We start from the raw sequence: 13,856 nt of genomic DNA on the forward strand, positions 1-13,856 counted from the left end.
CCCTACTCCGCAACCCCACGACCGGATGCCGTAGAAACATCGAACTCCCCTGTGACCGCCGCCGTGATCAGCGCCTGGCGGCGCTCCGCCAGCAGGGACAGCTGCCGGTCCACGAGGTCCCTCATCTGCTGCATCTGGGAGGTCGCGCGTTTCACTTCCTTAGAAATCTGCAGCTGAGTGCCCATGTCCGGCAGCGGCATCCTGATCTGTGCCAGGTGCGTGGGGCCGAAGTGCTGCATGGCCGCGCCCGCCTTGAGGGCGTCGATCTGCTTGAAGAACGACGATGACTGTAGGAAGCACTCGACGTAGTCCATGTCCACTGCCGGGGACGTGGGACGCAGGATGATCAGCCCGGTGTACGGGATGGCGCCCACGACCTCGGGCGAGGTGACAGAGGAGACTTCTCCCATGGTGGCGCTGCCGCTGATCACGCGGTCGCCGAGCCTGAGAGCGAACTTGCTCCACCTTTTGGCGACCATCGCGGCGTCCAGATAGTTGCAGCCGGTCAGCGTGACATTTCCGTCCCTGAGGCCGCGCAGCCGGACCAACGGCACCCCGGACGACCGGAAGTCCTCCGCCATGATCCCCGGACCCTCAATGAAGCGGACCATGTACTTCAGGGGAATCGTGGTGTCTTCGATCGGCTCGAAGTTGGAGTCGATGACCCTTTGGTGCCGCTCGATGAACAGCGCCTTCAGCTTGCCGTAGTCGCCGGCGAGCCGGTCGATGTGGGCGGTCTCGGCGTCCAGGAAACCGGCGATGCGCCGCTGCTCCTCCACGGACGGAAGCCAGGCGCGGTGTTCCGCGACCAGCTCCCACGACGTCCTGGGCATCTTCGACCCGTACGCGGTCGTGGTCGCCCATTCGATCCACGGCCGCGACAGCGTCAGGTAGAAGAGGAATTCCGAGGCGATCCTCGGCCCTGGACGCAGCACCAGAAGCTCCCCGGTCGCGGTGCCGGCCTCGGTGGCGATGTACGACTTGGCGAGGTAGGGGCGGAGCTTGCTGAACAGCACGTCTCCGGCCCGGTGGGCGACGCTGTCCCCGGCCGCCTTCACGGCGAGCTGCGAGGTGAGCAGCCTGCCGGTGCCCTTCTCAATGTCCTCCAAGGCGATGAAGGGCCGTGGCGTGCCGTCCGACTTCTCCACCGGGTTGGAGACCGCCGACTTGATGCGCACCACGGTCATTCGGTGACCTCGCTGAGGAGGGTTTGGATTTCGGCTTCGAGGGCCTTCAGTTCGGCGTCTATCTCCGCCAGGGGGCGCGGGGGCTTGTAGACGTAGAAGTGGCGGGTGAAGGGGATCTCGTAGCCGATCTTGGTCTTGGTGTGGTCGATCCAGGCGTCCGGGACGTGCGGGAGGACCTCGCGCTTGAGGTAGTCCTCGACGTCCTGGTCCAGCGGGACGTTCCCGTAGTCGCGCAGGTCGGTGTCCGGTTCGATGACGCCCTTGCGCACGTACTGGGTCTCGCCCTCGGGGTCGCGGACGCCGATGGCGTCGCGGACGGCCTTGGCGAACGCGGCGCCGGGCGGCCACTGCAGGCCGGCGTCCACGACCGCGCCCATGAGCGCGTTGAGCATCTCCGCCTTGGTCGGCCAGCTGCTCCCCAGGAGCGGCCGCACCGCGTCGACGAGGGCTGCGGCGTAGTCGAGCTTCTGCACCTGCTTGGCGGCCTCAAGCGCCGCCAAGGTCTCCTCGGTCAGCTCGAAACGCAGCTTGAGGGGACGCTCGACGGTGATGCGGCGGTAGCCGAAGTCCTGGTTGCGGAAGACCTTGACCTTGCCGTGCAGCGGGTGCGCAGGGTCGGCCGCGACCTCCAGGGCGTCGCCGTAGAGCCGGGTGATCTCGCCGATGTGGTCGGGGCGCCCGTCCTGGCCGTCGCCGATCTCCTTGCGCTTGTCGCCCAGGGACTTGCGCATCTTCTGCCAGTAGTCCCGGGCGTCCAGGAGGACGACCTTGCCCTCGTGGTCGGGCTGCTTGCGGTTGGTGACGATCCAGAAGTAGGTGGAGATCCCGGTGTTGTAGAACAGCTGGTCGGGCAGCGCGACGATCGCCTCCAGCCAGTCGTTCTCGATGATCCACTGGCGGATCCGGGACTCGCCCGACTCCGCGGCGCCGGTGAACAGCGGCGAGCCGTTGAAGACGATCGCGATGCGGCTGCCGCCGGCCTCCCGCGGCTTCATCTTCGAGATCATGTGCTGGAGGAACAGGAACGAGCCGTCGTTGATCCGCGGCAGCCCCGCCCCGAAGCGCCCGGACTCGCCGAGCGTCTCGTACTCGTGCTCGATCTCCTCCTTGACCTTCTTCCACTCGACGCCGAACGGCGGATTGGCCAGCAGGTAGTCGAACTTGGCGTTCCGGTGGCCGTCGTCGCTGAAGGAGTTGCCGAACGCGATGTGGTCCGGGTCCTGCCCCTTGATCATCAGGTCGGACCGGCAGATCGCCCACGACTCGGGGTTGAGCTCCTGCCCGTACACCTCGACCGTCGCGTCCGGGTTGAGCGAGGTGATGTACTCCTGCGTCGTGCTGAGCATCCCGCCGGTGCCGCAGGCCGGGTCCAGCACCTTGCGGACGACGCCGGGCACGCTGAGCGCGTCCGCGTCCGGCGCCACCAGCAGGTTCACCATCAGCTTGATGACCTCGCGCGGCGTGAAGTGCTCACCGGCCGTCTCATTGGAGAGTTCCGAGAAGCGCCGGATGAGGTCCTCGAAGAAGTAGCCCATGGCGTGGTTGGGCACGACCTCGGGGCGGACGTCCAGGTCGGCGAAGCGCCCGACGACCTTGTAGAGCAGGTTCGCGCCGTCCAGCCGCCTGATCTGCTGGGCGAACTCGTACTTCTCCAGCACCTCCCGCGCGTTCGGGGAGAAGCCCGCGATGTACATGGTGAGGTTCGTCGCGGCGTGCTCCGGATCGTTGGCGATCTTCGCGAGGGTGTAGCCGGTGGTGTTGTAGAACGACTGGCCCGACGCGCGGCGGAGGAACCGGTCGGTGTCCATGTCCTTGCCCTTGAACCGCTCCACCGTCTCCTGGACGGCCGCCCGGGTCGGCTCCAGGACGGTCTCCAGCCTGCGCAGCACGGTGAACGGCAGGATGACCTTGCCGTACTCCGACTGCTTGAAGTCGCCGCGCAGCAGGTCCGCGACCGACCAGGCGTGGTTGACCAGTTCGGTGTGCTTGCTCGAGTTCAACGGGTTCCCCTCCGGATGTGCCGGCCTGCGGAGCAGGGATTCTCAAGTCTGGGGGATGCGGGACGGCCTGCGCTGCGGCTCATGGCAACTCGATCCCCGGGGGGAGCAGCGCACCGCTGCTGAGGGTGGTGGCTATGAGGTCCGCTGCCTCGTCGGCGTGGTTCGCGGCGTTCCGTGCGGTGCTCCGGAGTTCGTCCACCTTGCGGAACGCGCGGCCGTAGGCGGTCTGCTCGCCGATCGGAAGGAGCGGGACGCGCAGCCGGGACGCCACGAGCTGCTGCGTGGAGCTGCCGGTCGTCGCCTGGCTGACGTTGTCGGGCGCGCTGACGAATCCGGCGAGGAACCACGGGTCGAGTCGCGCCGGGTCGGGGCGCAGCAGGAACACGCCGTTGCCGAGCAGGCATCCGGCGTCCTCCTCGTCCGCCACGCGCGCCGCGACGCCGTGCGGGCCGACGATCTGGGTGATCAGGACGTCGCCCGCCTCGACGACGATCGGATCGGCCAGGTGCAGTCCGCGCGCGTCGCCGCCGGCCCGCGTCCCGCCGATCAGATCGCGCGCCCGCAGGACGGGCCGGTCCGCGTGGCCGGCGGACATGGGGTCGGTCGTGGCGGCCCGCGTTCCCTTGTGGACGGCGAGGGCGCCGCCGCGGGTCAGGTCGGCGACCGTCGCGGTTCGCCAGGTGCGGCTCGCCTCCCCGGCCGAGGCCAGCGGCCCGATCTCGGTCGCGGCGGCCAGCGCGGCGACGTCCGCTTCGAGGCGCTCGATGAGCCGGGCGACGTCGCGCAGGGCCGCGTCGGGGGTGATCACGGGCGCGATGCGGACGTGCCGTCCGGGCGAGAGGTCGACGAGCTCGTCCAGGAGGTCGATCGCCGGGAGTGCGCGCGCGGTTCCCGGGATCTCGGCGAACTCGGCGGCGGTCTCGGTGAACGCCCGCCACGTCCCGGTGATCGTCTCGTGGAGCTTGCCGGCGTCGGCGGCCCTGCCCTCGCCGGCGGAGGCGTCCATCAGCAGCACCAGGTCGCGGCCGGGGCGCCCGGCGTCGGGGGCCCGGAGTATCCACAGGTGAAGCCCGATGTGGTGCGGCACGGCGAGGCCCGCGGGGAGGGCGATCACCCCGCACAGCGCGCCCTGCCGGATCAGCTCGGCCCGGATGCGGCGGCCGGACGGCCGCGACGCGGTCGCCGGCGGCAGCAGGAGCACGGCCTGGCCGCCCTCGGCCAGATGCGCCAGGGCGTGCTGGACCCAGGCGAGTTCCGGCTCCGAACGCGGCGGCACGCCGTAGGCCCACCGGGTGTCGAACGCCAGCTCGTCGTGGCCCCAGTCGCGGTCGCCGTAGGGCGGGTTGCACACCACGGCGTCCACGTGCAGGCCGGGGAAGGCGTCGTCGCGGAGGCTGTCGCCGGTCCGCACGTCCACCGAGGCTCGCGGCGCCGCCTCCGCCAGCCGGGCCCTGGCCTGGGCCGCGGTGACCGGACGGTACTCCTGGCCGCGCACGTCCGCGCCGGGCTCAAGGGCTGCGGCGACCGCGGCGAGCAGGCGCCCGCCGCCGCAGGCCGGGTCGAGGACGCTGCGGACGCGCGCGTGGCCGGTCGTCACCAGCGCGGCCATCAGATCGGCGAGCGCGTCCGGTGTCGGATGCGTCCCGCGGACGCCGATCGGCGCCTCGGTGTGCTCGTCGAGGACGTCGAAGGCGGCGAGCGGGCCTTCCTGGTGCGCGACCTGCGCGGCCGCTCGCAGCAGCGTCGCGGACACTGTCGCGCCGCTCGTCGCGGGTGTCTTCGCGCGGCCCGTCGCGGGTGTCTTCGCGTCGCCCGCGGAGGGCGTCTTCGCGTCGCCCGTCGCGCCGGACCCGGTCGAGGCGAGGGCTTCGGCGAGCAGCGCGGTCAGCTCGCCGTCGGTCAGCTTCGCGGTCGCGGCGCGCTCGCGGGCGTCCAGCCCGGCCAGGTGCGCCGTGAACAGCGCGACGGCCTCGATCTCGCCCGGCGGGCGGCCGCGCAGGCGGGCCCGTAGCTCGTCGCTGGACGAGCGGGCCGGGAGGCGGCCCCGGGCGTCCAGCCACGCCTCGATCTGCTGCCGGTCGTAGCTCGGGCTGGCCTCCGTCCCGCCGGTGGGCTGCGGGAAGTCGGGGTGGCGCCGGCGCCAGTTGCTCACGGTCGCGCGCGTCACGCCGGCGAGCCGGGAGATCTCGGCGGCGGTCAGCTGCTCGCTCTGCGATGCCATCGGCACATCCTTGTCAGCTTTCGGGAGCATCGCCACTGTACACCACCCAATGCCGCGAAAGCATTTGACAGTGCTTTCACGGCATGCTCTCATGATGGTGCTTTCAGACGGCCAGGGCGCGAGGAGCACGGGATGACCGGGTGGGTGGCGATCGACTTCGAGACGGCGAACTCCCTGCGGGGAAGCCCGTGCTCGGTCGGCCTCGTCAAGGTGAAGGAACGGCAGATCGTCGAGGAGTGGTCGTCGTTCATCAAGCCCCCCGCCGGGCACGACCACTTCGACGCCTGCAACGTCCGCATCCACGGCATCACCGCCGACCGCGTCCGGGACGCCCCCGGCTGGCCCGAGACGCTGGAGCGGATCGTCGAGTTCGCGGGCGGCGCCCCGCTCGTCGCGCACAACGCGGCCTTCGACATCGGAGTGCTCGCCGACGCGTGCCGGGCCGTCGGCCTGCCCGTCCCCGACCTCCGCTTCGCATGCACGCTCGTCGTCGCGCGGCGCGCCTGGGACGGCCTGCTGTCGTACAAGCTGCCGGTGCTCGCCGGCGCCCTCGGCATCGACCTTCCCCGGCATCACGACGCCGCCGCCGACGCGCGGGCCGCGGCCGAGGTGATGATCGCCGCGCTGCGCCGGCAGGGGACGGCCAGGCTCGGCGACCTCCTCGCCGCCCACGGGATCCGGATGGGCTCCTACCGCGGCGGCGTCCGCCGGGGGTGCGTCCACCGGGGCGGCGCACCGCCCGAGCCGTCCCCGGCCGCCGACCCCGGCGCCGACCCCGACAACCCGTTCTACGGGGCCACCGTCTGCTTCACCGGAAAGCTGCCCGGCATGACGAGGGCGGAGGCCGCCCGGCGGATCGCGGCCCTCGGAGCCCACATCGCCGACGACGTCACCCGCTTCGTCGACCTGCTGGTGCTCGGCGGCGTCGAGCCCCACCGGCTCGCGCCCGGAGCGACCACGACCGGCAAGCACGCCAAGGCGCAGCGGCTCCGCGACCGCGGCCACGGCATCACCGTCATCGACCACGAGGAGTTCTTCGAACTGCTCGCGGCGGCCCAAGGCTGAGCCGCCCGAGCGGAGGCCTTCCGGCCTCCGCTCTCACCCCCTGACACCAAGGAGCACACCATGCGCAAGATCACCATCGGCCTCGTCGCGGTCGCCGTCCTCGCCGCCGGCTGCAACCTGGAGGAGGACCCGGTCGCCGTCCAGTCGGCGGGCCCCGGCAAGTCCGCCGGCAAGAGCGGCGCCGAGGGCAAGGCCGAGAAGTTCCCGATCAAGCTGACCGCCAAGCGGGCGACCGCGAAGCGGAGCGTCCTGAGCGACGGCGGCGCCCTGTCCTGCGTCAAGGTCACCGTCACCAACCAGACCAAGAAGCAGCTGGAGGTCAACCCGCTCTACTTCTCGATCACCGACACCAAGAAGACCAAGCACGACACCAGCACCGCCCTCGGCGACTACGAGGGGCAGATCGCCACCACCGAGCTCGCCCCGGGCGAGAAGGCCACCGGCCTGGTGTGCGCGAAGGGCAGGTTCCGGCCCAAGATCGTCGCGATGACGAACCCCCTGTTCGACGAGGCGGCCCGCGCCGAGGTCGCGTCCTGAGCGGGACGGCGCCGGCCGGTGAGGACCGCGGCCCCGGTCCTCGCCGGCCGAGGCGGCGCCGCGCGTCCCGGACGGGACCGCCGCTCGCGCATCGCGGGCGCCGGAAGCGCAGCGCCGCCGCGGAACTGCCCGAGGGGCACCGCTGCACCACCGGCTGGGAGCGCGGCGGCGGCCAAGGGGATCCCGGTCGTGTCGATCGTGACGTCGGCGAGACCAACGCCTGGGTCATCGGAGACGTCGCTAAGCAAGCCCGTCTCTACGCGCAGACGCTCTTCCTCGCCGAGAAGCACGGCCTGCCGCTGCCCCCTCAGCTGGCGGACTACGCCGTCGAGGCGGATGACGGCCCTTCGTAGCCTGCTGCTTCCGTGAGGTGGGCTTCCTTCAAGGACCAGGTGCCGCTGCCTCCGGTGACCTGGAGGAGCGCGCGGGGGCGGAGGTGGATCTCGGTGCCGTCGGCCTGGCCGCCGTCCGGGAGGGCGAGCGTCCGGACGGGGATCAGGGTGGCGTCGTCGAGTTGGAGGAGGCCGAACGCGTTCCCGCTGTGGAACAGCACCGGTCCCGGTGGGCCCAGGTAGCGCACCACGGCGGTCCGGTCACCGGACAGGGAGTGCTCGAACGGCCGGACGCGGCCGGTCGGCGCTTTGGCGCGGTCGTCGGCCTGTCCGAGAGGCGTGACCTCGATCCGCCAGTCCGTTGCGGCGGTTCTCACCTGGAGTATCGCCTGCGCCGGGACCGCGAACGTGCTCCGGCTCGGCAGGGATGGCGTGCCGGGCACCGCGCCGGCCACGACCGGATCGCAGCCGTGGAGCGCGACCAGGTCAGGCCCGTGCAGGTGCACCTGGTGGGGCTGCCCGTCCGGGCAGGTCATGACGGCGATTCCGGGCGGCCCCTGGTAGCTGAGCACCTCGTGTCCGCTGCCCGTGGCCGAGCCGGTGAAGCCGCGCCCGCGTTCCGGACCGCAGATCGTGACGGTCCACGGCCCCTCCGCCTCGACGTGCAGGAACCTCTTCGTGAGCGCCTTGTCGGACACCAGACGGTCGTCCAGGACGATCGTCGCTGCCCTGGGACACACCACGACCGGTGTGCCGCGGCCGAACTCGGTGCGTCGAAGCCAGGCCCGGAGCGTCCCGGGGCCTTCGTTCCTGAACTCGGCCAGCACCGGCTGGGGGAGCCGGCCTTTGATCTTGATGCGCGCAGTGCCGGTGCCGCGGTGCGTACGGGCGGCGGCGTAATGGAAGTGATCGACCGGCGCGGACCCCGGCACCGGGGGTGCTTCGCCCTCCGCCAGCCAGCGGTCGAGGTCGGTGGCCGCCCTGCGCGGCTCCTTCACCCGAAGGCACAGCCAGCGGACCCGCCGTCCCCGCTGAGGCATGGGCCTATGCGGATTCAGATCCCGCAAGGTCAGCATGACCCAGAACCAGTTCCCCCACCGCAGCCGGCGCGCGGGGAGGGGAATGGCGTCCCGCATCTGCAGGACGAGGTTGAGTTCTTCCCGGAACGGCGTCAACTGGGTCACGCCGTCCTCGATCCGGCGCCGCCGCGGCTCATCGCCGTAATGGATCGCTGCGATCGCCGTGCGCGGGACGCGCAGCACCTTCCACAGCAGCAGCGCGTCCCAGATGACGATCTCGTCGTCCGTCACCCAGAGCCGAGGCCGGACCAGCACCAGCCTGAACGTCTGGATCGCCACCCCCGCGAGGACCGCCGCGAAGAGCGGCAACCACAACGCCCCTACGAGTTCGGCGCGGGTGGTCTCCTCGTTGAACTCATCCCAGATCAGGATGAACAGCCCCAGCCAGGCCGCCAACGAGAGCACACCGACGGCCGCGGCCAGCGTCCGCCCCCTGGACCTCGCGATTCTCACCCGGACGGTGGACGCGGCCGGCCGCGCCCGCCAGCCCCACCGGTCTCGGTCGCCGAGGCGGCCCAGCCGGGAACCCTCCCGTTCGCTCGCCTGCCGCCTGCGCGACGCGGGAGCGGCCCGCGTCCAGTAGACGCCCCACATCACCATGGCGTTCAGCCCCACCCCGAGGCCGCCGACCACCACGGCGATGGCCCCGACGCCGAGCGGGTGGTCCCAATCCGGCGACCCGCCCTTCATCTGGACGAAGTCTCCTGAGCCGACGTCGAGGGCGGGAATCGCGTCCCCGGCCTCAATGGAACGGGTGCCTTTCCCTCTGAGCTGGACGCTTCCATGGGTCAGCTGGAAGAGGCTGTCGGTCGTGAACGTCCCGTACCAGGTGCACCCGCCGCGCCCGCACGATTCCGACAGCGCAGTGAACGTGCCGGGAACCCCCTCGCCTTTCGCGGCGCGCCCGGTGGCCGTGACGTCCTCCACCAAGACGCCGAAGACGAAGGGCCAGATCATCAGGAACCCGATGCCGATCACGAGCTGGGTGACGGCGAAAGGCCCGAGGTTGTGGAGCCGGTATCTCCTCAATCCCCGGCCGCCCCTGCGTCGTCCGCCCATCCCCGCCCCACCGCCGTCCCGACCTGTTCACGCAGCCCAAGCATCACATGGCGGCCATAGGAAGATCGAGCGAGCCTGCAAGAACGCGGGAGGAGCGGGTCCTATGCCTCAGCGGGAAGCGTCGAACGCAAGCGCCTTATCGTCCTCAAAACCTCGGCCCGATTCTTGGCCGCCTTGAGCCACCTGGGGAGACGCTCCACCAGGCTCGCCGCCTGGGGCAGTGCACCAGCACTTCGTCGACGAAGTCGTACCCGCGTTTGCGTTCCCGCCGATCCCGAAACCGATCGGCCGCCGATGCCCTCCCAGTCACCCGATCAGCTTGGCAGAGGGCCGGGACGAGAAACGGCTCTCGTCCCGGCACTGCGGTCAGCTCAGCAGCGGGTGCCAGCCGTCGCGGTAGCGGACGCCGCCGCGCCGGAGCCGGACCTCCCCGTGCCAGGTCCCGGGAACGGGCTCGGTAAGGACGAGTTCGGGGCGCTCGACCACGACGCACACGTCCTCGCCGGGCCACCACCAGCCGCACGAGCGCGCAAGGGCGGCCCAAAGGCCGAGGTGGTCCAACGCGTCCGGGCCGTACCGGGCCAGCCCGAGCCGGTGGAGGGCGTCGTAGTAGGCGACCCACCCCGCGTCCTGCTGCCCGTACCAGCACACCGGCACACGTCCGCCGGCCAGCGCGGCGCGGACGGGCCGGCGGAATCCGTGCGCGAGGCTGCGATGCAGGGCGGTATGGATGCCCTGGTGGAGCACGACGCCCACGGGAACCCCCGCGTCGAGCGCCTCCAGCGGCGGCAGCTCCGGCCACGGCTCCTTGTGCTTGCCCTTGCGCACCGGCGTCAGCTCAGGATCTGGATGGACGACACCGGCGCTGAGCGAGCCGCGCAGCTGACTGGCGACCATGGCCAGATCGCTGGCCACCGGCGGCGGTCCCTGCGGGCGCGGCTCCCGGATCCGCTCGTACAGCCGGTCGAGCGTGGGCAGGCCGGCGACGAGCGGGATCGCCCGGTGCGGAGAGTCGACCCACTGGAACCGGGGCCGGGGACGGAACATCCTCGTGTACAGGCCGGCGATGGCGTCTTCGGCCTTCTTGCGGTCGGCGGGCTGCGTGGACAGGCCCTGTTCGAGCCACTCCCGACGGATCTTGGTGGCCTCCTGCCACACACCGCGTGCGCTCTTGCGAGGAAGGCCGGTCAGGGGTTCGGCGGCGTCTACGCGCCGCACGGGCGCGCTCACCGCGCCTGGGCGTCGCCGCCCTTTCGGTTGAAGATCATGCCCCGATGATGACCCGCCCCGTGCGCCTCGCGCAACCGCATACCAGCGCCACGCCACCCGAGGTGGCAACCACACGAGACCGGCTTGAGAAGCGCCTGCGGCGCTGCCGCCGGCAACTGTCGGAGGACGACTGAACCCGTGCCTTTATGACGAGCCGGTCGTCGTAGACCCCTTCATGGGAGTGGTTCGTAGAACGAGTCGACGGCGGGCTGTCCGGTGTAGTTGGGGCCGGCTTGATCGTCCGCTCCGAGATACCGGTACGGGAGCCGTACCTCCCCGCCTCCGCGGCGGGAGATGCGGCGGCGGGCGGAGTCATAGGCGAACCCTTGGGCGCGCAGTCGGGCGGTGAGCCGGCGGCCGGCGGGTGTGCCGTCCGCGCGGCGGACCGAGCGGGCGTCGAAGTTGGCGACGAAGAGCCCATCGCCGGTGAGCCACGAGGCGATGCGGCTCAGGACGCCGAGTTTGTCGCCCACGTAATGCAGCCCATGCACGCAGGTGATGAGGTCGAAGCGGCCGTCAGGGACCCACTCGGTCACCGATCCGCTGATCAGACGCAGAAGCGGGGGACGGCTGCCTGAGACGAACTGGTCCACCAGGTCCAGCCCGATGATCTCGGCTTGGGTTGTGAGGCCGCGATCGGCCAGGAGCCCGGCCGCTTCGGCCGGAGCCCGTCCACTCCCGCAGCACACGTCCAGCCACCGTACGGGCGATGCCGTCCTGGCGCGGGTGCTCAACTCGGCCATGACGTCAATGCCGAGTTCTCGACCGTAGCCATTGGAGCCGCTGAGGGACCGTTCGCGGTTCATCGCGCAGTTCGCCACGACCGACGAGCGCACCAGCGCCTCATCATCGAGCAACCGCGTCACTCCGGCATTGTGTCCCATCAGCGCATGGGCCGCGTTGCGGCCCCGTCGAGGTCATCGAAGCGCGTCTCCGGGCGACACCGAAATGTTCTATTTGCGAAGGAGGAGGGTTCCTTGGACGGCGTTACCATCGTGCAGTCGGTAGACGGGCATTTGGTACAAGGCGGGCGGTGAGGGCCGTGGACGGCTTGCAGTCCGGGAACACCCCGGTCGATCAGAGCAAGCCGAGTGCCGCGCGCATCTATGACTACCTGCTGGGCGGCAAGGACAACTACGACGTCGACCGGCAGGCCGCCGAGGCGGTGCTGGCCGTCGTCCCCGACCAGCGGTTGCTCGCGCGGGCGAACCGGGCGTTCGTGATCCGCGCCGTCCGGTATCTGGCGAAGAGCGGCGTCCGCCAGTTCCTCGACCTGGGCACGGGGCTGCCCACCTCACCCAGCGTCCACGAGGCGGTCGGCGAGGTCGCCGCCGCGCGCGTCGTCTACGTCGACCGGGACCCGGTCGTGAAGGTGTACAACGATGCCCTCCTGGCCACCACGCCCCGGGTGACCTGCCTGGAGGCGGACATCCGCGAGCCGGACGCGATCCTGGAGCAGGTGCGGCAGCAGGACCTGCTCGATTTCGATGAGCCGGTCGCGGTGCTGCTGGCGGCGGTGCTGCACCTGGTCCCCGATGCCGAGGATCCGGCCGGGCTCGTCCGCCGGTTCTGCGCTCCGCTGGTCCCCGGCAGCCATCTGGTGCTGTCGCAGTTCGCCGCGCACAGCGACCCGGAGGCGATGGCGCAGCTGCGCGCGGTCGCCGACGGCACCCCGGTGGAGACCTACTTCCGGGACCGGGAGGAGGTCCTGCGGTTCTTCAACGGGTTCGAGCTCCTGCCGCCCGGCCTGGTCGATGTCGAGCAGTGGCGGCCCGACATCGAACCGCTGCCCACCCGCCTGAAGATCACCGGCGGCGTCGGCCGCCTACCGTAACCCGCGGCTTCATGGGGCCGGTCACCCGACCGACTCCATGGGCACGGCTGCGTCCCGCCGCCATGAGCCGTTCAGAGTGACCAGCCGCCACGGAGTCATTTTGATCACGGTGACGCCCGTGTCGCGATGGTCCTCGACGCCCATGATCCGCGGGTCGTAACCGAGTGGTTCCGCCGCCGTCGCGAACAGGTCCCAGACCCTGGCCCGGGTCGCCTCATCGTCGGCGATCTCCCCCTCGCACTCGGCTACCGCGACCTCTTGCGCCGGGTCCCAGTACGAGCACGAGACGTAGGGACGGTGGCCGAGGTGTGCGATCTTCGGCGAAGCCGAGCGGGTGAACATCCAGCCGGTGAGGCCGTTCTCACCGCGCTCCCAGTAGGGATGGACGACGCGGGAGCGCGGACGGCCGTTCCGATCCACCGTGGCCAGGGAGCACCAGACGATGCGGTGCGCGATGCGGACGAAGTCGTCGAGCGGCCCTGCCTCGGCCCTGTTAGAATCCACAACCATGGTTGTGCATCCTACGCCCGAGAACATCGACCTGTCACTGGCCGCTCTGTTCGCGGGCTGGGCCATGGCCGACGAGGTTCAACGGCGGCTGGCGGCCGACGGCTTCGGCGAGCTGCGATTCAACGACGGGGTCGTGATCCAGCACGTGCTCGCCGGACCGCTGTCGATCACTTCCCTCGCCGAACGGATGAACGTCAGCCAGCAGGCCGCGTCCAAGGCCGTCGCCGACCTTGAGCGCCGCGGGCTGCTCACCCGCGATCCGTCCCCCCACGACGCACGCGCCAAGCTGCTGTACCTCACCGACTACGGCCAGGCGGCAGTCGATGCCGCCCGCAGACATCGCGCGGCCCTCGACGCGGAACTGGCCGATGAATTCGGCAGGGACCGCGTGGACGAAACACGCGCACTACTCGCCGAACTCCTATCCCGCTTCAACGTGGACGGCGTGATCCGCAGACGCGCAATCCGCCCACCCACCTGACCTTCTTCCAGGCCGGCCACCCCCCGATCCCGTGGCCTTCGCGCTCGTGGAAGCAGATCGCGTCGGGCCGCTAGGTGCTGGTCACGGCGCCGTTCGGGGCCCTGATCGGCGATGTTGAGTCGGCGGCTGCGTGTTTGCCCTCCTTGCGCATGGGCCGGCGAAGCAGCCGCCTTTCCGTTGTTCCGGGCCTGTTCGACGATCGGGCTGACGCAGCTCCCGCCGTGGGCATGCCCGCGAACCCGAGAGGACGACCAATGCGCGCTGTGCACGGCCGTCCTCCGG

Annotated in this window: 11 protein-coding genes; 4 read left to right on the forward strand and 7 right to left on the reverse strand. The window is 70.8% G+C overall.

Going from position 1 to position 13,856, the window contains the following annotated elements; translation table 11 throughout:
* Positions 1-2: 2 nt before the first annotated feature.
* The 3 genes from ABTW95_RS03275 to ABTW95_RS03285 form a co-directional block, all read right to left on the reverse strand.
* Positions 3-1,187: a restriction endonuclease subunit S domain-containing protein gene (locus ABTW95_RS03275; RefSeq protein ID WP_500224111.1), complete on the reverse strand. Its 1,185-nt coding sequence runs from the start codon at positions 1,185-1,187 to the stop codon at positions 3-5.
* Positions 1,184-3,187 (reverse strand): type I restriction-modification system subunit M, encoded by a 2,004-nt coding sequence (locus tag ABTW95_RS03280; RefSeq protein WP_500224114.1) that lies wholly within the window; start codon positions 3,185-3,187, stop codon positions 1,184-1,186. Before ABTW95_RS03280 ends, ABTW95_RS03275 begins: the two co-directional genes overlap by 4 nt.
* A 79-nt stretch (positions 3,188-3,266) precedes the next feature.
* Positions 3,267-5,408 carry an N-6 DNA methylase gene (locus tag ABTW95_RS03285; RefSeq protein ID WP_500224116.1) on the reverse strand — a complete coding sequence of 714 codons (2,142 nt, stop codon included), beginning with the start codon at positions 5,406-5,408 and terminating at the stop codon, positions 3,267-3,269.
* A gap of 132 nt (positions 5,409-5,540) precedes the next feature.
* Here ABTW95_RS03285 and ABTW95_RS03290 point away from each other — a divergent pair, with 132 nt between their 5' ends.
* Together ABTW95_RS03290 and ABTW95_RS03295 are read left to right on the forward strand one after the other, a co-directional pair.
* On the forward strand, positions 5,541-6,473 hold the full coding sequence (locus tag ABTW95_RS03290; RefSeq protein ID WP_396452017.1) for an exonuclease domain-containing protein: 933 nt from the start codon (positions 5,541-5,543) through the stop codon (positions 6,471-6,473).
* 60 nt (positions 6,474-6,533) lie between these two features.
* Entirely contained in the window at positions 6,534-7,010 is a 477-nt protein-coding gene (locus ABTW95_RS03295; RefSeq protein WP_500224119.1) for a DUF4352 domain-containing protein, read from the forward strand.
* 319 nt (positions 7,011-7,329) lie between these two features.
* Here the strand turns inward: ABTW95_RS03295 and ABTW95_RS03300 are convergent, their stop codons facing one another.
* The 3 genes from ABTW95_RS03300 to ABTW95_RS03310 form a co-directional block, all read right to left on the reverse strand.
* On the reverse strand, positions 7,330-9,450 hold the full coding sequence (locus ABTW95_RS03300; protein WP_500224124.1) for a hypothetical protein: 2,121 nt from the start codon (positions 9,448-9,450) through the stop codon (positions 7,330-7,332).
* Between the two features lie 396 nt (positions 9,451-9,846).
* On the reverse strand, positions 9,847-10,698 hold the full coding sequence (locus ABTW95_RS03305) for a DUF6745 domain-containing protein (protein ID WP_500224127.1): 852 nt from the start codon (positions 10,696-10,698) through the stop codon (positions 9,847-9,849).
* Positions 10,699-10,922: 224 nt separating this feature from the next.
* The gene (locus ABTW95_RS03310) at positions 10,923-11,615 is read right to left on the reverse strand and encodes a class I SAM-dependent methyltransferase (RefSeq protein ID WP_500224129.1); all 693 of its coding nucleotides are present in this window, start codon (positions 11,613-11,615) and stop codon (positions 10,923-10,925) included.
* Positions 11,616-11,791: 176 nt separating this feature from the next.
* Between ABTW95_RS03310 and ABTW95_RS03315 the strand changes: the two genes are divergently transcribed.
* The gene (locus tag ABTW95_RS03315; protein WP_500224132.1) at positions 11,792-12,583 is read left to right on the forward strand and encodes an SAM-dependent methyltransferase; all 792 of its coding nucleotides are present in this window, start codon (positions 11,792-11,794) and stop codon (positions 12,581-12,583) included.
* A gap of 21 nt (positions 12,584-12,604) precedes the next feature.
* Here the strand turns inward: ABTW95_RS03315 and ABTW95_RS03320 are convergent, their stop codons facing one another.
* A complete protein-coding gene (locus ABTW95_RS03320; RefSeq protein ID WP_500224135.1) occupies positions 12,605-13,093 on the reverse strand; it encodes a pyridoxamine 5'-phosphate oxidase family protein in 489 nt (162 codons plus the stop codon).
* Here ABTW95_RS03320 and ABTW95_RS03325 point away from each other — a divergent pair.
* On the forward strand, positions 13,092-13,574 hold the full coding sequence (locus ABTW95_RS03325) for a MarR family winged helix-turn-helix transcriptional regulator (protein ID WP_500224139.1): 483 nt from the start codon (positions 13,092-13,094) through the stop codon (positions 13,572-13,574). The genes ABTW95_RS03320 and ABTW95_RS03325 overlap by 2 nt on opposite strands.
* Positions 13,575-13,856 lie beyond the last annotated feature (282 nt).

It is taken from the genome of Spirillospora sp. NPDC127506 (assembly GCF_040302145.1).
Taxonomy (GTDB): domain Bacteria; phylum Actinomycetota; class Actinomycetes; order Streptosporangiales; family Streptosporangiaceae; genus Spirillospora.